We start from the raw sequence: 22,165 nt of genomic DNA on the forward strand, positions 1-22,165 counted from the left end.
ACTGTTTTTTTATGTGCTTTTATGCGAAAAATCCGTGGATGAACCAGGCTGAATTTTCAGCGGCATAATGGCCAGAACGGAAGAGCCAGTACCTGTTGCCTTTTTCATCTTCTACCGTATAATAATCACGGTGTTCCCCGTCTTCCAGCCACCAGGCCCGTTCGAGTCTTTCCGGACCATCTGCCTTTTTGATGCTGTGACGCACACCCCGATAGATGAAGAGCATGGGCGGATAATCGGGGATGGGTGCGGTTACCTCGATACGTTCTGGCCTGGAAAGTAGTTGGATAGGTCGGTTCAAGGGATTATGGAAAGGGATTTCGTTGGATTCAGTTAAATCCTTTGCCTGGACTACAGCGCGTTCCGGCCAGTAATCCGCCTTTGGCAGATAGCGGTGGATGGTACTTTTGCCGACTTTTCCTGCCACACGGTCGAGCAATTCAGCCAATGGCTGACTGTCAAGGCCAGCTAGTCCGGGCCACATCTTTTCCTGTTGGCGTTCCATTTTTTCGGTTTTTTCAGCGGTCAGCGTGAAAAGCTCTATGCCCATCCCTGGAGCAATGCCGGAGATATTCAGTGCAAATAGTTTTAATAAATGTTTGGGATCATAACTCGGGCGATTGGTGCCAATAGCGGTTGAAATTACTTTTCCATCTATCCGGTAACCTTTGAGTATAGCTTTTCTCATGCCCAAGCCATCCTTTTTTAGCGTTTGGCAGAGTTTTTCGAGCAGCTTTTCAATCGCAATTTCAATGGCTTTGGCTGTGCGGATAGGCTCCAGGCAGGCTAACCGCTCTTCGTATTCCTGTATCAGATCTATTGGGGTAAACGCTTCCGGCTCATCGCCCATGGCCTGCGAGATTTTGATGAGCAAAGTTTCTCCAAACCTTCGGCGAAGGATACTGCGTTGCATATTGATAAAGCGTTCGATCCTATTCAACCCCAGTTTATGCAGTTTTTCATTTATTTCGCCCGGTATCCTGAGTGAAGCAGGTGGAAGGGCAAGTAATGCCGTATTTTGTTGGTAAGGTTGGATAATTTCAGCCCCTTTTCCATAACGGGACATGGCCCAGGCAGCACCGATGGTATCTGCGATGGCCGCTTTTACCCTGTAACCTGATAAGGCAAGCCTGCTGATGATATGTTTAAGGTAGGCTGCTTCGCCGCCCCATAAATGGCTGCAACCTGTAATGTCAAGCAGGATACCATCCTCATCTGTTGAAGTGAGCGGGGTATAACGGATCGCCCATCTGGCCAGGCCTTCCAATAGTTTTTCTTTTCTTCCCAGTTTTTCATCAAAGACTTCCAGTTCATGAACCAGTGCCCGTGCATCGGCAAGTGGCATGCCTTTGTTGATGCCCTGAGCGTTGGCGTTTTGGTTTGCCGCAATAACCATCATGCGGCCATGGCTGGCCCCTACGCATACCATAGCGGCATCTTTCCATTCAGGACGGCGGATGGCCATCCAGTCCGTTAACAAAAACGGAAACCATATATGCATAAATCGCTTTGCCATATCTATCCGGCCTGCAGTTCCTGGAGCGGTAAAATCCTGGTGTTTTCTGTTTGTAGCGGCTCAAAGGTGCTGCCTGACCAGCAGATATCAAAACTGCAGCCCTGTCCGTTACGCACCTTTAACAGTTCTGCCCTCCAGCTGGGCTGGCCGACACCGGGCATTCCTTCAGGAAGCACACTGGGCAGCGGACTGATCTTCCACCTGGCCAGGCAGGTAGTATTGGAAAGCGTTTTTGGATTTTCCCTTAAAAACAGGGCAGTGACCTTACTTTTTTCGATTACCAGCTGGAACCTTCTGGAGGTTGCAAAATTCAGGTCAGGGATTTCTGAGACCACTGCAGCGAGCCCTTCGCATTTTAACGCTTCCTCGGTCACCCATAAAAGCTCCTTTTCATTTTGCAGGTCAATAAAAATCATTGATCCGGCTTGAATTGAAAACCTTTTAGCAGCGGGTGGGAAGAATTTCCTTGTTGCGCTGATCCAGATGCAGGGACTGCCGTCCTTCATCAGCGAGGATAACAGGCCACTGATAAAGCCACTGCCTGCAGCGGCCTGTTCCCGGCTTTCGCAGATGAATTCATGGATGCCTTGTAGGGGGAATGCATGGCCTGGAAAAGCAGCGGCAAAAAGTTCAAGACCGGAAATATTCTGGGTATTTTTGGAAGTGGCTTTATAGCCCTGCATGGAAAGGATCTGCTCCCTTAACCCTTCAATGACCTGTTTTTTTGCTGCCTGTTCCATAACCAACCACCTTTTTTGTTTTTACATGGACAAATATAATGCTAAAAATATTAGTATTTTAAAATTATTTTGCACATTTGTATAGGATATGGAACAGTTGAGCTTTTTTAGGGAATCAGGACAGACGCCAGGGCTACCGGCTGATGTGCTGCAATATATTCCCGGATTTATACCGGATGGAGAAGCGATTTTTTTGCTTACAAGTTTTATTTCTCGAACACCCTGGAAGCAGAAAATAGTGAAAATGTACGACAAGGAAGTCATTACGCCCAGGCTGTCTGCCTGGTATGGTGATCCTGATGGAACGGATTACAATGCATTAGGTAAATCGGTTCCTTTGCCATGGACCGAGGAACTATTGAAATTAAAAAAAATGGTTGAAAGGGTATCGGAAATCAGCTTTAACAGTGTATTGCTCAATTATTACAGGGATGGACAGGATTCGGTGGCCTGGCATAGCGATAATGAAACCGTGATGGGATCGCATCCCGTTATTGCATCGGTCTCCTTTGGACAGGTAAGGGGATTTGATATCAGGAGAAAAACTGACCAAAGTGAAAAATATACTGTGCGATTGGAGCATGGCTCTCTATTACTGATGAAAGGTGACTTGCAGACCAAATGGGAGCATAGGATTGCAAAATCTACCAAGGTAATGGGGCCACGGGTTAACCTTACTTTCAGGAAAATTATAGGATCTTAAAACTATTATTGTCAGCAGAAACCTGTTTTCGGTCAAAATGCTTTGGATTAATTTATCAGTTCATCATCTTGGATGGGACAAGAGGAAAACATGCCTTGTATGCTAGCAGGAGGGTTGTAGTGCTTTGCAATTAAAATTATTCTGCTTGATAGCCAGTTTTTTAGGTTTTTGCACTTGCAGGGATGGGGAATGAAATTAAATTTGCGGGATGACTGTAACGGTTTTAGCTATACTGGAGACTGATTTTATCCCACAGAAATCATTAGCAAAAATAATGAACGACCGGCTTGAAAGGGCAGCAAGAGATCTCGAGCAGGTTCACTTCAAGGCTCTGTCGGGTCGTGGTTTTTCAGGGGAGGACCTTGTGGTCTACATCAGTTATAATCCCAAATATAAGATCCGTTACTGCATTGTTAATGATGTTCCTGCAGATATCCAGTATTTTGTGGCAGAGACCTGTGGCAGGTTGGGTTATATCCTTTGGAAAAGATTAAGGGTAGCGGTCGATGAAGATAGGTATCTGGACTTTTAGCTTCATAACTGCAGATTTGCCTAATGCTCTTTGCGCCCATTATCATTTATATCTTTGGTGAATTGATCAATTTAAGAATCCGCTCGACATCGTCTTGAAGCGCTTGATCATTCCTGTAATAGGTTACAATAAACCTGCCTCCGTTTTCCAGGAAACGGTAGCCTAGGTCAAAATACCACTGGATTTTTTTCTCTGCATAAACCTCATAGGTGGGATCCTCTATCATTCCGAAATGCTCCCAATGATATACGATTTGGCTCTTGATAACAAGTATGGTAAAGTCGGGAATCTTATTATATCCCTTGATTTCAAAGGGCCTTTCATAATAAAACTTTAACCCATCCTCTTCCAGGAGTCTATTATAAATGTACTGTTCCTGATGGGATCTTACCGCCCCGCCATCGTTAGTGGCTATATTCCTGCCGGATTTAAAGTATTTAGCGGTAGGTGTTACTGATTCTGAATGCTGTGCTGTAGGTGCTTTGATTTCCTTCCGGTAAAACCTCCACTGATAAAACTTGGGATTGGACACATCGACATTACAATTGCCGATGATCTGGCGAAGTATACCCTGCTGATGCATTGTTTTTAGGAAATGGCCGAAAAGCGCCGCCGTAGGAAATTCTTTTTTGATTGCTTTGTTCCGGCGGGCAAAATCATAGACATCTGTTGAACGGGCAACAATAATCTGACCGGTCGTGTTGAAAAACTCGTCAATCTCCCCGGATATAATTTTCAATAAACTTATTGCTTTTGGTAAGTTCATAACAAGTGGTTATCGTGGTTACACTTGGGCCCGATACATTAAAGATCTATTTGCCGCTCATTTTTGACCAGCAGGATTTTTCCATTTTCGACCTCCAGCCAACCATATTCGTAACAGAAACGGTAGATATTCATTTCCTTGCTGAATACGCTGGTACAGTATCCAAAGTGGAAGCCGGCCTCGATAAGATCAGTCTTACTGATAATGAGTTTGGTTTCTTGGTTTAACCGTTCCCTTAATATCTGCCTGTTGTGACGGAGCATGCGGTGGATCTTTTCCACGAACGCCGGTTCCTGCCAGCCACTTATTCGCTGTAGCTGTCTTTTGTTTGCGTTTCTGCAGGCATCGCTGCAGAAGCGTTTGTCTGAGCGGCCTTTAAAGGATAGTCCGCATACTTCGCATAGGCGGTATCCGGTCTCTGCTACATTATTCTGCTGTGTTTGTTCTGTCATGAATTATCCGGTTTTTACCCGGTAACCATGCTTGTTACGGCTAGCAACCGAGTATTGGTTTGATCCATTCCCAACTTTGCCCTGTACTAAATACATAAAGTTATGAAAAATAGGATGATAGCAACAGAATCATTTCGTTCAGGAAAGGACATTTATTTTTTTGATTACATGGAAGCTGTGAACGGAAGGCATTATCTGCGTATTGCCAGGATGGAGAACTGTCCTGACGGACCATCAAAGAAGACAAAGGTGGTAATTTTTGAGGACGTGATACAGCCGATGATTGCCGCATTTGCCTATCTACTGCATTCGGGTGCATACGCAGAAAATCAGGAGGAGAGGCCCAAGGATATTCGTGAAAAGGTAAAGGAAATCAGGGCGCTAAGGGAAAGCATGGATCCTGATATGCCCCTTCGCGAGCGGCTTGGCCTTTATGGGGCAGGAACACTTACCGAGCATGAGCTGGTTTCGCTGCTGTTAGGTCTTGGAACTACATCGGATGAGGCCACCCACATGGCGGATGAACTGTTCGGCCACCTTGGTGGTAATATCGCAAAACTGATCGGTATGACCCAGGCTGACCTGTGCAGGATGCCTGGCATCGGGATGGCAAAATGTTCGGTGATCCTTGCAGCTATGGAACTGGGCCGGCGTTCCTTTCTTGCGGCACCCATTACCGGTAGTCCTGTTGATTTCCGGTATTCCCAGAATTGAGGACGCTGTCTTTACCTGCGCTTTTTTTTAAGAGAGAGATTTGTCACCCGGAGAAAAAAATAAAATAAAATGATGCAAATATGGTGACCTCCGCCCAGCTGCGCACGCATAATTGTCCCGCTGCGCGGTCCCACCCTCCGGGACTTATAGTGCTGCGCTGGGCTTATAAGGTCACGGCCGGGATCCGGCATCTTTTATTACATTTTTTCCTCAGGGAAACAAATTTTTGGGGATGGGATAAAGGATGAATTAATCAAAATTTTTAACTAAAAAACTTTAATCATGGAGATTACAGGAAGATTGACCGCAGATGCCGTAACAAGGATGGTGAGCGGGGACAGAAAAGTAACCGGTTTCAGACTGGTAGTAAATGACAGCTATATGAGCGGTGGGGAGAAAAAGGAAGTGGCAACATTCGTAGAATGTTCCTACTGGCTTGGGACAGGTATTGCGCCCTATCTAAAAAAAGGTGGTGTTGTGCAGGTTTGTGGCCGTATTGGCGTGAATGCGTGGATTTCAAACGATGGCGAGGCCAAGGGCAGCATTACCATGCATGTTTCAGACATCAAAATGTTTTCTGCTTCTGCACCTGCTGCGGCTGCACCTGCAGGTAATTCGCGGCCTTTGATGATTGCGGATAAAGCGGATGAAAACGGGGATTTACCATTTTAAAATTTGAGGAGGAAATAGGGATGGAAAATCTGGAAAGGGAAATCGGGGAATTTAGGGAGGCTTTCTGTCCCTATGGATACCTCGATATTAAAATGGCGGTCGAGGCTGCACTGGCCTCAGGCTATGATGGAAATTGGGCATTTGAACAGATAGAACGGTTTTCGGAGGAATGCTGCACCAAAATCGCTGACATTGATCCCTGTTACGTGGTAATGGATGCCATTATGCAGGAGGCAAGGAACGAGATTGACAGGCTTACAGGCTTTGATATTACGGGCGATGCATCCTTTGAGGTGTATGGGAATTATATGTGTTCGGGCTATGACTTGAAAAGCGAAGATATCGGGGCTTTAAAAGAGGTGCTAAAGGAATATCAAATCTCTTCGGGCGATCTCTCGGATGTCGCGATTTACTGGTTGGGTATGGTAGAGGTTGATTTAGGGGAACTTTAGAACATTGTTGAACCACAGGGAGCGGTTTTGCTGCTCCCTATTAAAAGAAAATATCATGGGTATTATATCAGAAAAAACAGAGCGGAAAGCACTGCTTGAAATGGCAAGGACATTGCGCTTTTTTGAACGTTTGGAATTGCTGCATTTATCAGCAGGGGACAGCGTGCGTATTGCACATGCCGAATATATCATCAGAGATATTATCGGCAACAACGGATACGTGGTAATGTTCAGCGGGAAAAAAGGGACTAAGATTGTTAAATTAAATTTAAGATCATGAGTAGTCTTTTTAGTGAAATCAAAAGCCTGCCAAGCAAAGGTGGATGGAAGATCAATATTGTTTTTCAGGGTGAGGAGAAAATAATAGTATCGGTGCTTATTGAAACCGACATTAAGGGTAGGCCATTACCTCCGATGTTGTTAAAAGGAGGAACAGACGAACTGGAAAGGGCTTTTTTTGAGGTAGTGGCCACCCCGGTTGCCAATACTATGGAGTTGTTCGGTAGACGACAGGAATATGATGAAGAAAACGAAAATAAAGCCGAAAGTAAACAGACTGTATCCTGCAATACAAAAACGGATGGTGCCCCTGCTTCGGAACAAAAGTTTGAAGAGGAGACTTAATGCTGGTTTTATTTAAATTGTCTTCGGGTCGTCTGAGAGATGGCCCGAAGACCTTGCGTTCTGCGTACACTGGGCCTTTATGGTACTGTGGGACTATGGCAATAGTATGGGTTCGGGAATATCATTGTTTTTGACACATGAAAGAGAGCCTTCGTAACCGATTCGGTAATATCGACATCTATTTATTTGACCAGCTTTAAAGGCGGCTTACGACGGCTGCCGGTTTGTTCTGTCGCCTGGTTTCTGACATCAGGATTGAGAATCTGGTACCTTCGATCGGTAAGGGGAAATATATCTTGCCCGATGGTCTGAACGCTTTCTGGTCAACCGGGAAATGCTATTAAGGTTTACAGGCAGCTTGCAGCAACCTTGCATGAACCCATCAAGACAACCAATGTACAGAACCTGCGTTCAATAACCACGTAGTGTCTAAGGAAATAGTTGGGAGATAAAAGTAAAAGTGAGAGGACTGACTATTCGTAAACTGTTTGGTGAAAAAACACGGACGGTTTTCACCGTAGCCCATTTTTAATTAACACTCTCGGTAATAAGGATAATAAAGCTGGGGCTAATCTGAGAAAAGTGCATTCGTTTTCTATTACAGTTAATGGAAATAAATTTAAGGCCATCTAATCGCCGTTGAGCGAAAGTTTTGCACATCATTTGCATTTTTATCGTTTTGGCGTAAATTGGTATCCAATCTAGATTACGCAAATGTTGGAAATTTTTAAATCCGTCACGCCCTATGTCACGCTGGTCATAGGTTTTTTTCTCTCTATGTTCACCGGTATTTTTCAGGGCTGGCGACAGGACCGGCGTAAGATACGGCGTTTGCTTTTTCATCTTCTCGAATTCCGTTTTCAGTTTCAGCAGGAGACACGTATGAAACAAGGGCTCATCACATTACGCCCCAAAATCCTGGAACTGCTGAGCCGTGAGATCGGAGTACCATTCGAAATGAGTGAAGAGGATTTTGGAAAACTTTTTCTTCCAATGATCTTCAATGCGGAGACAGAGGAGCGGATGGAGCAACTGGCATTGAAAGTTGATGCCGTGCTTCAGGAGCTATCTGAGGTCGAGCCGCTATTGGCATTTGAACTTACCGGAAAATACAGTATCCGTGACAGACTTTCATATTTAGGGCATATGCCCAGGATCGGCGAGCTGCCATTTGATATGGAAGAGTGGCTAAAGCCCTTGGTAAAGGATGATATCAGTCCGGAACTTGACCATACTATACTTCAGATTTCCTCAAGGATTTCCAGAAAGATTCACCGTGAAACAAAAGATCACCTGCAGCGCGTTCCTGAACTTGATGATACCAAGCTGGAAGAACTTGTACGGGGCTATGTAAAAAAGTTAAGAGAGTCATTAGAAGAAACGGTTGAAATAGAATTGGATGCAGACCTGGCGGGATCGATTGGAATTGATCCTGAATTAAATGATGATACTATAGCATAAAGGGCCGGTGTGGTCGGCACTGCGCGATTTTTACTCCTAAGCTTAATAGGTCCGAAAATTGAGCCTTGACGAAAATACAGTTGACAAACCTACCCATTGGTTGAGTGCTGCGCAAAAGAATACTTAAAATATGATAGAGGAGTGGGCCTATTTGGTCAAAAAATATACTATTGCAGGTGCCAGGGAAAGATTCGAAGAGATCTGTGCCACCATGATCAAAAGAAGGTTTAGGGAAAGTAACGTAAAAACCGTGCGGGTTACGCAGGGTGATGGCGGAATAGATATATTTATAGGTGACATGGGTATATCACCGATAGAGGTTTTTCAATGTAAGTTTTTTCTAAATGGCATTGAATCTTCCCAGAAACAACAGATCAGGGAGTCTTTCCGTACGGTTATGGAATCAGGGGATTACAAATGCGCGAAATGGATTTTATGCATACCTGAAGAAATGAGTAAGGCAGAACACCTATGGTGGTCTGAGTGGAGGCAGAAACAGATAAACGATTATCAACTGGACAATGGTTTTATAGCGCTTATTGATGGGCCGGATATCATTGATAGCCTTAAGGAATATGGTCTTTACGAGGAAGTATTCGATGAGGATCTACGGTCTGGGATCACAGCACTGCTGAAGCTTGCCGTACCAAAAGATATTGAGCTCGATAAGGAACTAGCTAGGGCGTCAGCGTTTGTCGTTGGATTGAAAAACTATTTTGCCGGAGAGTACACTGCACATCTGGAGCGAAGCCAAACTGATGAAATCATAAACTGGGTAGCAGAAAGTCTCCCAGGGAAGGATCGGCTGGAAAGAGTGCTGGTTGTCAAAGGAAAAAAGGGGGTCGGTAAATCAACCATTTTACATGATGTGTACCAGAAACTAAATACTGAGAACAATTACTGTCTTCTCGCGGTGAAATGCGATCAGTTTTATGATATCAATACTGCCGATCTTGCCAAACAGCTTTTTGGCAGTGCTATTTCTTTTGAGGATATATTCAGGACGGTCGGCGATAGCGGTAAACAATTTATTATCCTCCTTGACCAGCTAGATGCCCTCTCACAGACACTTTCCGCAGATCGAAGGTGGCTTCAGACCTATATTACATTGATCGACAGGTTGCTGGAAATCAGGAATGTCCGGATAGTTATTTCTACCCGAAGCTTTGATCTTGAATACGATGCTGATCTGCGCAGGTATAGCGCGCCGGGCGTGCGCCAGATAGAGGTTGGTAATCTATCCCAGGAGGAAGTGTCAACTGTTCTAAAGGCCCTGGCGATTCAGGTTAAAAACCCGGTTTTGTTGGAACTTTTAAGAGTTCCCTATAATATGGAGCTTTTTACAAAAATTCCTGACCTTGCCGGCCTTATAGCTGAAAATGTCGAAATAAGCATATCTAGGCTTCATGGGGAACTTTATTCGCAGGTACTAAAGGCTAGAAAACTTCAGGTTGCAAACTGTCTCAATGAGATTATCAATAGAATGTATGCCTCTCAACCCAACCTGGTTGAGCAGCGATTTCTGGAGACTTTCGAACCAGAAACGAGTTATCTGGTCTCTCATGGGATTTTGGTTCTGCATGGTTCCAGATTGTCTTTTTTTCACCAGTCTTTTTATGAATACTATTTGGCGAGATGGTTTGTGGACTCTGGACAGGACCTTAAAGCCTATATGTTTGAAGAAGAACAGAACCTCTATATCCGCTCGCTGATTAAAACAGTTATCGAGTATCTGAGGGAAGCAAACCATCATGCATACATCCAGCTTTATAGGGATATACTGGTAGATGAAAAAGTGCGTTATCACATCCGTTATCTTTTTATTACCGAGCTGGGCCAGATCGAAGAACCCACAGAAAAAGAAAAGGAGGTGGTATATTCCACAATAGGCTCAAAGGATGGTTACCTTTTTACCGAGGTTTTCCGATCGCCGGGATGGCTACATTTTTTTATAGAAAATGATCTGCTTTCTGACGATGCCAATGAACTTTATTCTCTTTTTTATAAAAATATCGGCTTTTACACGCAGAATATTTTTGATTACCTCGCAAAATCAGAAAGCAATAGGCATCTCATCGCACATCTGATACCGTTGGTACCTAAATGGTCAGCTGGATTGTTGAGCTATTTTGATCTGCATTATCCTTACAACCAGAATAACGAACTGAGATATTTCGAGACAATTAAAAAGATCAGTATGCTCGATCTGGGATTTGCGCTTGACAGACTTCGGCCAGTAATCTTGATCCATAGGAAAAACAACGAACGATTGAAATTCGACCACCGTTATGACAGGGTCATGGAACACCTTTTCAAGATTGACCCGCGGGCGGTAGCAGTCTTCCTTTTTGATATACAGCTACAGATTTTGAAAGCAACTGAATGCAGGTATTATGGCATCCCTGAAGAAGTGGGCTCCGCTCTGGTAAGTTCCCGCAATTATAATGATGACTATCAAGACAGGGACAGTCCTGATGAAAAATCCATTGAGTCCTTCCTTATAAAATATTATCGCAGCTGCGATAGGAAAGAGCTAGAACAGTTGTTCCATGACCATAAAGATAACAATGCCGTTCCACTGCTGATCCTGCTAATAAAATTGCTGCGGGATAGATCTTATGAATTTGTCGCGGAAACGCTTGAGCTATTACAGATCATTGATGATAAAAAAGGACTGTGCGGAACCGACGATTTTTTCTCACTACAAATCAGGCGGTTGATAGCGGCATCAATCCCCAGTTTCACAGCCGAAAAATATGCCTTCGTCAAGCGTCTGATTTTGGAAATGCAGCACCCATACGAGGTTTATAAATACAATGACCAAGAGGGGAAGCGAAGGTTCAGCCTTAAATTCGGTAAGAAAAAATACCTCTTTTTAAAAGCATTGCCACCGGCGGTTTTGGCCCATGACAATGAATTACGCAGTGAATATCAGGTACTGGAGCGCCGTTATGGAGCGGTGGACCACAATGTCGCCATGGATAGAAGTAGATCGAGATGGGGTGGTGGGCAATCGCCTCTTTCCAATCCCAATTTCGATAAATTCAATCACTCCGCATGGTTATCGAGTATGAAGATGGTCAATGAGGACTATAAAAACGTAGATTTTTTTAAGGGGGGGATATTGGAGCATAGTCGTTCATTTGAGGCCCAGGTTGAGAAAAATCCCGGTTATTTTTACGGCTTTATTCACTCCTTATTTGATGAACAAGGAATATCACCGAGATATATCTCCCATGGTATCTCCGCGCTAATAAAAACGAAAGATAATATCGAAAAAACCGCTGAACTCATCAGAAGAGAAATGAGACTGACTTTAGATAGGGAATATACACAATATGCACTTTGGCACGGCAGGTTTCTGGTAGAGAATAAGGTAGTGACTGATGAGACGGTGGAATTTTGGGAAAGAATAGCAAGATGGGAACCGCATGAGGGTGATAGGTTGAACCCTGGACAGGAGATGAGCGACTTTATCAATACGCCTCGTGGCTCAGCGCTTGAAAATCTAATGTCCCTTGAGGATTACCCCCAATACCAGCAACGGATATTTGGTACCATAGAATATATTCTCAGGGACGGACAAGTGCCGACCATTACATTATCTTGTGGGATCATGCACGGTATAGCCTATCTTAACCGCCTTGATCTTGAAAGATCTTTTGCAATATTCAAGCGCCTGGTATTGCTTGGGGATAGCGAAGTGCTTAGATATTCTATAAATCCAGCACAGTATTACAACAATAGCCTACATGAGCAGATGGATTTTTATTTCCAGGAAATGTTACTTCATGAAGAACTCCATGATCAATGTTACTTTTTTGTCAGCAGTTGGGTGTTTGAGCACATTAATGACTTTGATCTGTATGATCATTTCATGAAGTTGGGAGGAAATTCACTAAAATGTGCCATGAAAGTTGCAGAAAAATTTTTGGTCGAAGATGGAGATATAAATCAAAGGGCGCTCCAGGTCTTGGAAAGATGCGTGAAGGATGCGGGCGGTGTCGATCTATCGCATGAGCTCTCCGGACTCGTATTAAGGGTGTTTGAGCCGGTATATTTTCCGCAACTTCATAATTTTATATCCCAATATGTTAAGAGTGTGCATTTTGCAAAAGATCCAAGTTATCTTTTTGAGTACCTTACAGAATGCGCTGCGGATTACCCCTGTGAATGTTTGGCCATGCTTCACAGTATGAAATTTCCATTTGAAGTAAACATTGCCGAGACCGGTTATATGGGAGATGAACCATTGATACTTGTTCTTGCTATCTACTCCAAATTACGCAACCACAGATTTAGATACAGGACAGAACAGGAAATGGCATTAGACGAATTTGACAGGATGCTCACCATTCCTTCTATCCGCTCCAAAGCCCTTGAAGCAATGGAAAATGTTCTTAATTAGTAGAACAGGGAAGTCTCTAACTTTATACTTAAGCAAAATTGATCATAACATCATCGTGTCTTTTAGTGTAGAGTGATGTGCACAAGCACCAGAATTGATTAACTTAGATTTATATTACTAAATATGGATAAAAAAATTGACGTAAGCTCAACAGTATTGGAAAAAGGCATCGACATGGCCAAGGGTTTTTTGGATAAACTCATTATGCCAGCAGTTGAAGAACTTGGCCTACTTGGTAAAGACGGTGTTGCACACTGGAGATTTAACCGCCAGGTCAAAACGTTGAATAAGGCCAAGTTGTATTGTGAAAAACACAATATCAATCCCAAAACGATCTCATTAAAAGTGCTTTGTCCCCTGCTTGAATATTCCGGCCTCGAAGAGGACGATGATATGCAGGATAAATGGGCGGTACTTCTGGGTAATATGGTAGATTCAGAACAAAATGTTGAGAATCACGTATTCCCCTACATTCTCAGCCAGATTTCGAAAACGGAATATGTGGTTTTGGATATGGCTTTTAAAAGATGGAAGAACCGTGTAAATGACCTGACGCAGGAACTTCAGGAGTTTAGGGAAGCCAGACCGAAACTTGCAGAAGCACTCCGAAATAAAATAAAAGACATCGGAACAGAGATAGCAGATAAGGTAGATTATACATTCTATTACCAAAGAGCAGAGCTCACAAAAAAAAAGAAGGCCTTTGAAAACCAGCTTGATGCGCTAAACTATCAAGAGAATATTCTAAAACATAAAATTTCAGAACCCGAGACCTTGTCTGATAGAAATGTTAAGGAGTTTGAGCTATCTAATCTTGTTCGTTTGGGTGTCCTCAAAGAAATCCGTGAACCATATGTAAGATCGCAGTCGATTGAAATCCCGAATGAACCAAATGAAAGTCATCTTGTACTGGATCTGGAAATTGATGTGGAAAGTAAAGATAGGTTTGTAATGACCGAGCTTGGAATACTTTTTATTCAGGCCTGTACAGAAAAAATAGCATGATCATTCTTTGTATTGCCCCATTGATCTGTTGATCGGCAAATATGCTGGCATATCTGCCGATCAACAGATGGGTAAATACTGGATTTAAGATTTTGCTTGCATCTTTAACATAAGTGGCTAAATTTGGTAATCGGAAGGGAAAAATTTCGATCAATTACTTTTCAGCCGACAAATTCAAATACCATCATGTCAGATATTACTGAGATCACCGATGCCTTATTGCGCTTTAGAGACGAACGGGACTGGGAACAGTTTCATAACCCCAAGGATCTTGCGCTTGCGATCAATATAGAGGCTGCAGAACTTTTGGAGCTATTCCTTTGGAAAAAGGCAGATCAGGCAGATCCCGAGAAAATCAGGGAGGAACTTGCAGATATACTATCCTACGCATTCTTGCTGGCCGATAAGTACAAGCTGGATCCAAGGGAGATCATTCTAGACAAAATAAAAAAAAATGCTGAGAAATACCCGGTTGAAAAGGCAAAGGGAACAGCCAAAAAATATGACGAGCTATGATTGGTAGAAAAGTAATCTACAGCGAGCCCCAGTCAGTGTTTTTTGAGGATATCCTATTGAATAGGGTTGCTGAGAAAATGATGATCGGACAAAGCAGCAACTTAGGGAAGTCCCCACAGGGACCTGAATACCGCTCTTGGCAAAACTCTCCGGTAGCCATCAAAAATTTGATTGAACTCAGCGGTGTTAAGGATATCTATGTCACCTTTGAGTATTTGCTGCCCTATACCGAAATGCGTATTGATTGTATGCTTTATGGTATGGACGAAAAAAACCGTGGAAAAGTAATACATATTGAACTTAAGCAATGGAACAAGGTTGTTGAAACCGATATTGAAGGGAACTTTGTTGAGACCTATACCGGACGGCCCAATAACAGGGTACCTCATCCATCTCAACAGGTCAAAGGCTATCATGATTTTTTGACTGGCTTCATACAAGTCTTCGAACAGGGAACTTTGGACCTCTTTGGTTGTGCATATTGCCACAATTATAAGACTGAAAATGGTACCGGTCTCCATGCGCCTATATATAAGGATATCATGGATGAATATCCACTTTACGCAGGGAATGAAGTGCAATCTCTTGCTGAAAGGCTAAGGTCGCTGCTTAACGGGGGCAGGGGTTATGAAATTTTTAATAAATTCATGCAGAGTCCGGTCAATCCGTCAAAGAAATTACTCGAAAGTGCCTCCAAGATTATCTCGAATTCCTCAGACTTTGTCCTGCTCAATGACCAGATCGTAGCCAGAAATACCATCCTGGCCAAAGTCTCTGCGGCCAAAAAGAATAAAGAAAAAAGCGTTGTCATCATAAAAGGTGGGCCTGGAACAGGTAAGACCGTTATCGCCCTGCACATCCTTGCAGAAATTGCCGGAAGAAAAGACACAAAAAACGTGTTTTTTGCTACACGTTCCAAGCCCTTGCTGGAGGGAATCAAGAGCATGCTTGATAGAGGAAGTGAGGCAAAGCCGCTTTTTACCAATCTTAGCCAGTACATCCCTTCAAAAATGGATGAAAACCAGGTTGATTTGCTTATCATCGATGAGGCCCACAGGGTAGAGGAGCGCTCCAATAACCGGTTTACCCGTCCACAGGATCTGACCTCGCTCTCCAGGATGGAAACGCTCATCCGTGCGGCAAAAACAAGTGTATTTTTTATAGATGACAAGCAAAATATAAGAAGTGACGAGATTGGAAGCTCACAGCTCATCGAAAAGGTAGCTAGAGAATATGGTGCCGCTGTTGAGGAAGTTACATTGGTTTCAGAGTTTCGGTGTAACGGATCAGATAACTATCTTGACTGGCTCGAAGCTGCCCTGGGCCATACCACGGAAACACGCATACTGACTGAAAAGGATAATTACGATTTCAAAATATTCAATACCCTAACATCACTTTATCAGGAATTGGTGGAGAGGAATACCGGGAATACGACCTCGCGGTTAGTTGCTGGATACTGTTGGCACTGGTCCAAGACACTAGATGAGAAGGGTGAGCTGATTAAGGATGTCTGCATCGGTGACTTTGCCATGCCATGGGAAACCCACGGAGAGATCTCAAAACCGCCAAAAGGTTATGTAAAATGGTATGAATGGGCCTATAAGCCAGAGGGGATCAAACAGGTTGGTTGTATTTATACGACCCAGGGTTTTGAGTTTGATTATATCGGGGTGATAATCGGCCCCGACCTTAGATATGATGCACAAACGGATTCCTTGTATACCGACATCACAGCGACAAAGGACACCACTCTTAAAAGGGGCAAAAAGAATTTTGATGATTATGTGCGCAACATCTACCGGGTATTGATGACCCGCGGTACAAAGGGATGCTATGTTTATTTTGTCGATGATCAGGTACGCCAATATTTTGAAAGAAGGCTAGCTGGGAAATTATCAAAAGTGTAATATGGGGATTTGTTGGGCATGTTTGTTGAGTGAAAGGGATTCAATTTGCCTAGATACAAATATATCGGCTGAGATTGAAAAGTTAGGATGGATTGTCTATACGTTGCAAAATGTCCTTCAATCCGGTTTCGACCGTGCTGAATAAGCCATTATTATTATTCAACTCATTAAACCTTAATCGCTTCAAATAGATCGATCTGAAATTTTTCCAGGCTGGTTCTTGCCTCAAATATGCGTACATGGGGCAATTGCTCATCGATAGTGGCAATGATTGCTTTTCTGTCATCAGGATTCATACTGGCACCCAAAACAATTTCGGTAATTCCTTCGGCAGGTAATCGGAAAACCTTATTTGAGGCGCCGTGACGGGTCAGCCGAAATTCATTTTCGTAAAGCCAATGCGGTGATTTGGTATTGAGCAGCCTAATCATTGTGGTATCTGGCTCGTCGGCAGGAGGAAACATGGGCACAAACGGAAAGTCCTCCTGATAGTTCACTGGGCCCAGTGTGCCCTTAACTACATCGAATAAAATGTCCCTGTCAAAGCCGACACAGAAGCCCCTATGGCTATTGGCATAATGTGCCCACATCAAAAGATTGTCGGCTTTACTCGTTAGTGATAGAAGACCAAAAGAAGCATGCAGATTAGCCTTTAATTTTTCATGTTGGTCTTTCCAGAATGCTCCATCTTCGAATTTTCCTGAATGCTGCTCTTTAAACGCCCGGGTTTGTATCTGCTGTTCAGAGATATCAGGCCAACTCTTTCTGCCGATTTCTATTAATTTGAGGTAAATGTTTCCTTCATTAAGGTCTTCAGGGTTGTAACGAAAAGGAAGAGAGGCATCAAAAGGATCATTCAGCCCCGCTGGAGAGGATAAAAAAACTTCTTGATGTGTTAAAACCCTTTGGTGATAGCTATCATTCCAATATCTATATTTATAAAGTGTTTTGGGGATATTGTCGAGCATAGATCTAAATTAAGCGGCTTAGTCATTAAAAAAACGCCCCGGTCCACAAAGCGCTAGGGTGTAAAGTAGCCTTTTTTCAACTGGAACCCAAACTTTATTTACTAAAACATTTCTTTTTTGACAGTCATTTATTAATGGCAATTTGTTGTCATTCAATGGCTAAGATCTTATGTGGCCAATTGAATTTTGTTATATTTGGCTAATGCAACCATATCGCTGGGTACAAAAGGCGAGGTGTCAAAGTTTCGAACAAGTTGTTCAGAGAAGCTTAGCAAATTAACCAAATTAACACACTCAAAATGAAAATTAGCCAAATCTATAATTTAAATAAAATACAGGCGCAACTCGACTTTGTCGACATTGATCCCACTTCCGATACACCATTATTTATCGATCCGTTTTTCCTGGGTAAAAAGCCGGATAACTGGTCGATGGGGGCTACACTTACCTTACGAGGCTTTTTTCAGCGTGTCATTGATTTGATAAGAAATGGTCAAGAAGAGGAAGCCAAGGAGCTATTTGCCCACCTTCATGAACCGAATGCGACCTGTCTCGGCTTGTCCCGCGGTAATCCACGGGGACGGGGAGTTGGAGACGAGGACACTACTAATATCTATTAAAGCTTGCTCAGTAGCCGGGCTATACAGACCGGTCTTATTCAGGATATCGAGGATAGCGTATTGTTTGTCGACAACTTCGGAAAGGACAAGTTATCGGATATGGCGACAAATATTATCACAGGCCACCTGATAGAATATACCCAAAACCAGTGTAAGCTGCACAATATTCCCCTTACACAAGGTGTAACTTCCGGTTTTTTCTGGAACAGGAATGCTGGAGAATGGGAGGCTATCTACACCGACATGCTAGTGGTTAATGATAAAAAGATTCTACTGGTTCCAAAGGGAATTGTTTCTTATAGTAAGAATTATGCACCTGATAAATACTATAATCATTTTGTACTTAATTTTCTGCAGCATGAGCATCTCAGGATTAATGGTGCCCTCATTCAGCATCGAAAGGACGGCACGCCGTTTGTAACCAAGGACAGCCTTAAAGAACTTCATCCTCAATCAAAGGATTTTTTAAGACGCTTTACCCAGGAACATCCTGAAGTGCTAGAACAGTTCAAAAATGAAACTGAAAACGATTCTCTACTCAATATGGAGATCGATGATCTGGATATCACAAATATCATCCCCCAGCTCATTCAGCAACTAGGAGATATACCACCGGGAACCCAATCTGCATCAGCCTTTCACAATCTGATTATTGGAATCCTTGAAATCATTTTCTATCCGCACCTGATCAATCCTGTTAAAGAACATGAAATCCATGATGGGCGCAAAAGGATCGATATCTGCTTCGACAATGCCGCTAGAGGTGGGATATTCTATTGACTAGAGAATAACGTAAAAATACCTTGCGGATATGTTTTCGTCGAGTGCAAAAATTACAGCAGAGATATTGTTAATCCTGAGATAGACCAAATTGCCGGAAGGTTTTCTAATAGACGCGGAAAAGTGGGGTTTATTGTGTGCCGGACCATTGACGATCTCCCTCTTTTTATTAATCGTTGCCGAGATACCTATAAAGACGATCGTGGACTCATTATTCCCTTGGTTGACCAGGATATTATCGATCTGCTAAATAACCATAATAACTGGAATTCAAATTTTGCCGAGAGATTCCTATCAGATAGGGTCAGGTCTATTATTACCGATTAAATGATCTGTAGATATAAATATTACTTGAAAGGTTGGATACTGGCTATTCATTCAGAGGACGAATGTGGATTGTTCTCATAAAAGCCGGGTTACACCCTCAGCGTAACCACTAGACTCTGGCAATAGCACTATAACTGAGCTAGGCTTTGGAAAAAATCTATAATTTATCGGCAATTCGGTTTCGGAATTAGACAGTTTTTTTATAAATTTGAGTTGATCAAAGCTAGGATCAAAAATGAACGTTGAAATTGCGATTTGCCCTTGTTGTATAGTGTAAGTCGTTGATTTTTAGTCTTTTTTGATTATTGTTTGAGTTATTTTTGTTTAATCGCACGTAAGTAGCTGTAAATAAGCTGTTTATGGTGATAAATTCTTTTTGTATCGTTTTTGGACACGTCGATAACTATTTAATTGTTAAGCAATTACGTGTAGTTCTTGTATCGGAAAGTAATTCCCTAAACTTACCACAATTTTCGAAAAGTAAAGACAGTTATTTAATTGATTTTTAATGAGTTGTGTTGATGTTTTCTTCCAATCTCTTGGACGTTTGATACTATTTTTCGCGTTTTTGTTGCTCGTGAGGGCAAATTCACAAGGGAATTTACCATACCTGGTAAAAAGAATTATAAGGGCAACCCCCCAGACACTTAAATCAAAAATAATATAAGAATTATTGTTATTCGCTGATAATACGTATAAGAACATAGATAGATTTATTAGCCTGTTTAACTGATATAGGATAAAACGGCATCCATTCTATTTAAGAACTTTAGCAACATGACTTTCGTCTGTCAGCCCAAATTCAGCAGCGATCTCTTTTAGACTGTAACGACCGCTCGCCATTCTTTGCTCCACGACACTTTTTCGGTATAATTTAATATAATCCCTTAAAGTTATACCGGCATTCCTTTTAAAGTACGGACCTATATAATCAGTTGAGATATTAAAATGAGCAGCCATTAAGGTCGCTTTTAGTTTGTCGGGTGTATAAATATACTTATGTATATAGCAGAACATGGCCTGCATATCCTTACTCTGCCCACCTGTGTTTTTAAGCTCAGGCATATTGCGCTGCATTATAGACGCAATAGATAATATTTGAAGCCAAAGCAGTTCCTCATTGCTAAAAATCTCATCCTTTAGAGACACAATAACATCAATAATTTTATCTACCGTATGCAAATCCCCAGGTTTTAAAGCAAATCCAGATAAATGAGTATCCCTGCTTTTAATAAGATATTCCAGATTTTGCAAATGGGAAGCACTGCCAATTGAAGCGGCGTATATATAGGGGTCAGTAAATTTTATATAAACAAATCTTGTACAATTTTCTATTTCAAAATAATGGTCATCCTCGGGTCCTAAAAGATAGAGCGTGCCTTGGCTGTAGTCATTTGCAAAATCGTGAATATAATGCTTGCCGTTGCCTTTCTTAATGTATATAAGTTCATAATGGTTGTGATTATGCGCAGGGTGTTCCCAACGGTCCGTTTCAAAATCAGAAATAGCTATTGGTTGGAATTGACGGTAACGCTTCATAACGGAAAGATACAAAATTGTATCGGATTTTTACCAATTCTTAGCCTTAGTTTATCCCAATTTTGCATGGTATAAAAAATTAAAAGCATGAATAGGAGAAAATTTATAGCAACAGATTCTTTAGCAGGCGTGGCAATAGCCTTGAATCCTTTTTCAGGATTGTCTAAGGGCATTAAACCATATAAAGATGATCAGACAATACCAAACTTTTGGCCTGGTAATGCATGCTCAGCCATCTCTGTCTCCCTACAATTTTAGGCCAGTGGAAAGCCAATATCGCGCTCCTCTGGAAGAGCAATGCTTCAATAAATTGATTAAATACTGCGTTCTTCCTGTTAAAGCAAAAATGCTGCTTATTGATTAAAAACTATCAGTGTACTAAATAAAAATAAAAAATGAATACAACATATAAGGCACTCGTAGTAGGTGCAAACGGAGTTATTGGGACTAATCTTATCAATCATTTACTGTCGCTTGGTAACTGGAATGTAACCGGGCTTTCGCGAAAAGGTGGTATTGATGCCACTAATCTTAAGCATATTTCGGTAGATTTATTGGATATTGACAGTTGCCACTCCAAATTATCCGGTCTGAAAGACATAACCCATATTTTTTATGCTGCTTATCAGGACAGGCCAACATGGGCAGAGTTAGTACCGCCTAACCTGGCCATGCTGGTTAATGTTTTAGAAGCCATCGAACCTGTGGCAGCGGGACTTCGGCACATTAGCCTGATGCAGGGATATAAAGTTTATGGTGCGCATTTAGGACCATTTAAAACACCTGCAAAAGAAAGTGATGCAGGTCACATGCCCCCGGAATTTAATGTGGACCAGCAGCAATATCTTGAAAAAAAACAAATAGGCAAACCGTGGACGTGGTCTGCTATCAGACCATCTGTTGTCGGGGGAACAGCTATAGGCAATCCTATGAACCTTGCGCTTGTTATTGCAATGTATGCCTCGATATCTAAAGAACTTGGATTGCCATTACGTTTTCCCGGCAAAGCCGGAGCATACGATACGCTGTTGGAAATTACGGATGCCGGCTTACTGGCAAAGGCTACTGTTTGGGCAGCAACATCGCCAGAGTGTGCAAACCAGGCTTTTAATATTACCAATGGTGATTTGTTCCGGTGGAATGAAATGTGGCCGAAGATAGCAGCTTATTTTAAAATGGAAGTTGCTCCACCACTGCAAATGCCATTGCAAAGCGTTATGGCAGACAAATCCGGTTTTTGGCTAACAGTTCAGCAAAAATATAACTTAGAAAAACATAGTTATGAGCAGCTTTCGGGCTGGGCATTCGGTGATTTTGTGTTCTCCTGGGATTATGACTTTTTTGCCGATGGAACCAAAGCAAGGCTGCTTGGCTTTCATGAATTTATTAATACTGAAACGATGTTTTACGATCTTTTCGATGAATTTCGCAGTAAGCATGTTATACCTTAAACTTTTCAT

Annotated in this window: 21 protein-coding genes; 15 read left to right on the top strand and 6 right to left on the bottom strand. The window is 42.4% G+C overall.

Annotation, left to right across the window (positions count from 1 at the left end; genetic code table 11):
* Window positions 1–19 precede the first annotated feature (19 nt).
* Together ACTJKC_RS02720 and ACTJKC_RS02725 are read right to left on the bottom strand one after the other, a co-directional pair.
* On the bottom strand, window positions 20–1,516 hold the full coding sequence (locus tag ACTJKC_RS02720; protein ID WP_440790054.1) for a Y-family DNA polymerase: 1,497 nt from the start codon (window positions 1,514–1,516) through the stop codon (window positions 20–22).
* Window positions 1,517–1,518: 2 nt separating this feature from the next.
* The gene (locus ACTJKC_RS02725; RefSeq protein WP_440790056.1) at window positions 1,519–2,256 is read right to left on the bottom strand and encodes an ImuA family protein; all 738 of its coding nucleotides are present in this window, start codon (window positions 2,254–2,256) and stop codon (window positions 1,519–1,521) included.
* 88 nt (window positions 2,257–2,344) lie between these two features.
* Here ACTJKC_RS02725 and ACTJKC_RS02730 point away from each other — a divergent pair, with 88 nt between their 5' ends.
* Together ACTJKC_RS02730 and ACTJKC_RS02735 are read left to right on the top strand one after the other, a co-directional pair.
* Entirely contained in the window at window positions 2,345–2,959 is a 615-nt protein-coding gene (locus tag ACTJKC_RS02730) for an alpha-ketoglutarate-dependent dioxygenase AlkB family protein (RefSeq protein WP_440790058.1), read from the top strand.
* Between the two features lie 208 nt (window positions 2,960–3,167).
* Complete coding sequence (locus ACTJKC_RS02735) at window positions 3,168–3,491, top strand: hypothetical protein (RefSeq protein ID WP_440790060.1); 324 nt, start codon at window positions 3,168–3,170, stop codon at window positions 3,489–3,491.
* Window positions 3,492–3,537: 46 nt separating this feature from the next.
* Here ACTJKC_RS02735 and ACTJKC_RS02740 read toward each other — a convergent pair whose 3' ends face one another.
* Together ACTJKC_RS02740 and ACTJKC_RS02745 are read right to left on the bottom strand one after the other, a co-directional pair.
* The gene (locus tag ACTJKC_RS02740; protein ID WP_440790062.1) at window positions 3,538–4,257 is read right to left on the bottom strand and encodes a hypothetical protein; all 720 of its coding nucleotides are present in this window, start codon (window positions 4,255–4,257) and stop codon (window positions 3,538–3,540) included.
* A 38-nt stretch (window positions 4,258–4,295) separates the two neighbouring features.
* Window positions 4,296–4,709: a hypothetical protein gene (locus ACTJKC_RS02745; RefSeq protein ID WP_440790064.1), complete on the bottom strand. Its 414-nt coding sequence runs from the start codon at window positions 4,707–4,709 to the stop codon at window positions 4,296–4,298.
* 102 nt (window positions 4,710–4,811) lie between these two features.
* On the opposite strand from ACTJKC_RS02745, the gene ACTJKC_RS02750 reads away from it, so the two are divergent.
* The 10 genes from ACTJKC_RS02750 (at window position 4,812) to ACTJKC_RS02795 (ending at window position 16,471) form a co-directional block, all read left to right on the top strand.
* Window positions 4,812–5,423 (top strand): UPF0758 domain-containing protein, encoded by a 612-nt coding sequence (locus ACTJKC_RS02750; RefSeq protein WP_440790066.1) that lies wholly within the window; start codon window positions 4,812–4,814, stop codon window positions 5,421–5,423.
* Between the two features lie 282 nt (window positions 5,424–5,705).
* Window positions 5,706–6,095, top strand: coding sequence for a single-stranded DNA-binding protein (locus ACTJKC_RS02755; RefSeq protein ID WP_440790067.1), 390 nt, complete (start codon window positions 5,706–5,708; stop codon window positions 6,093–6,095).
* 20 nt (window positions 6,096–6,115) lie between these two features.
* Entirely contained in the window at window positions 6,116–6,547 is a 432-nt protein-coding gene (locus tag ACTJKC_RS02760; protein ID WP_440790069.1) for a hypothetical protein, read from the top strand.
* 55 nt (window positions 6,548–6,602) lie between these two features.
* The gene (locus ACTJKC_RS02765) at window positions 6,603–6,827 is read left to right on the top strand and encodes a hypothetical protein (RefSeq protein WP_440790071.1); all 225 of its coding nucleotides are present in this window, start codon (window positions 6,603–6,605) and stop codon (window positions 6,825–6,827) included.
* A complete protein-coding gene (locus tag ACTJKC_RS02770) occupies window positions 6,824–7,171 on the top strand; it encodes a hypothetical protein (RefSeq protein ID WP_440790073.1) in 348 nt (115 codons plus the stop codon). Before ACTJKC_RS02765 ends, ACTJKC_RS02770 begins: the two co-directional genes overlap by 4 nt.
* A gap of 714 nt (window positions 7,172–7,885) precedes the next feature.
* Window positions 7,886–8,632, top strand: a complete 747-nt coding sequence (locus ACTJKC_RS02775) for a hypothetical protein (RefSeq protein ID WP_440790075.1) — start codon at window positions 7,886–7,888, stop codon at window positions 8,630–8,632.
* A 130-nt stretch (window positions 8,633–8,762) separates the two neighbouring features.
* The gene (locus tag ACTJKC_RS02780) at window positions 8,763–13,040 is read left to right on the top strand and encodes an NACHT domain-containing protein (protein ID WP_440790076.1); all 4,278 of its coding nucleotides are present in this window, start codon (window positions 8,763–8,765) and stop codon (window positions 13,038–13,040) included.
* Window positions 13,041–13,163: 123 nt separating this feature from the next.
* Entirely contained in the window at window positions 13,164–14,045 is an 882-nt protein-coding gene (locus ACTJKC_RS02785; RefSeq protein ID WP_440790078.1) for a hypothetical protein, read from the top strand.
* Between the two features lie 186 nt (window positions 14,046–14,231).
* Window positions 14,232–14,561 (top strand): nucleotide pyrophosphohydrolase, encoded by a 330-nt coding sequence (locus tag ACTJKC_RS02790; RefSeq protein ID WP_440790080.1) that lies wholly within the window; start codon window positions 14,232–14,234, stop codon window positions 14,559–14,561.
* A complete protein-coding gene (locus ACTJKC_RS02795) occupies window positions 14,558–16,471 on the top strand; it encodes a DUF2075 domain-containing protein (RefSeq protein WP_440790082.1) in 1,914 nt (637 codons plus the stop codon). The genes ACTJKC_RS02790 and ACTJKC_RS02795 overlap by 4 nt, the downstream gene beginning before the upstream one ends.
* A gap of 167 nt (window positions 16,472–16,638) precedes the next feature.
* Here ACTJKC_RS02795 and ACTJKC_RS02800 read toward each other — a convergent pair whose 3' ends face one another.
* On the bottom strand, window positions 16,639–17,439 hold the full coding sequence (locus ACTJKC_RS02800) for a DUF2971 domain-containing protein (protein WP_440790084.1): 801 nt from the start codon (window positions 17,437–17,439) through the stop codon (window positions 16,639–16,641).
* Window positions 17,440–17,738: 299 nt separating this feature from the next.
* On the opposite strand from ACTJKC_RS02800, the gene ACTJKC_RS02805 reads away from it, so the two are divergent.
* Window positions 17,739–18,059 carry a hypothetical protein gene (locus ACTJKC_RS02805; protein WP_440790086.1) on the top strand — a complete coding sequence of 107 codons (321 nt, stop codon included), beginning with the start codon at window positions 17,739–17,741 and terminating at the stop codon, window positions 18,057–18,059.
* A 99-nt stretch (window positions 18,060–18,158) separates the two neighbouring features.
* Window positions 18,159–18,839 (top strand): hypothetical protein, encoded by a 681-nt coding sequence (locus ACTJKC_RS02810; RefSeq protein WP_440790088.1) that lies wholly within the window; start codon window positions 18,159–18,161, stop codon window positions 18,837–18,839.
* A 1,083-nt stretch (window positions 18,840–19,922) separates the two neighbouring features.
* Here the strand turns inward: ACTJKC_RS02810 and ACTJKC_RS02815 are convergent.
* Window positions 19,923–20,705 carry an AraC family transcriptional regulator gene (locus ACTJKC_RS02815; protein WP_440790090.1) on the bottom strand — a complete coding sequence of 261 codons (783 nt, stop codon included), beginning with the start codon at window positions 20,703–20,705 and terminating at the stop codon, window positions 19,923–19,925.
* Between the two features lie 395 nt (window positions 20,706–21,100).
* Between ACTJKC_RS02815 and ACTJKC_RS02820 the strand changes: the two genes are divergently transcribed.
* The gene (locus ACTJKC_RS02820) at window positions 21,101–22,156 is read left to right on the top strand and encodes an SDR family oxidoreductase (RefSeq protein WP_440790092.1); all 1,056 of its coding nucleotides are present in this window, start codon (window positions 21,101–21,103) and stop codon (window positions 22,154–22,156) included.
* The last annotated feature ends 9 nt before the right edge of the window (window positions 22,157–22,165 follow it).

Source organism: Pedobacter sp. 22226, from assembly GCF_052045455.1.
GTDB lineage: Bacteria > Bacteroidota > Bacteroidia > Sphingobacteriales > Sphingobacteriaceae > Pedobacter > Pedobacter jeongneungensis.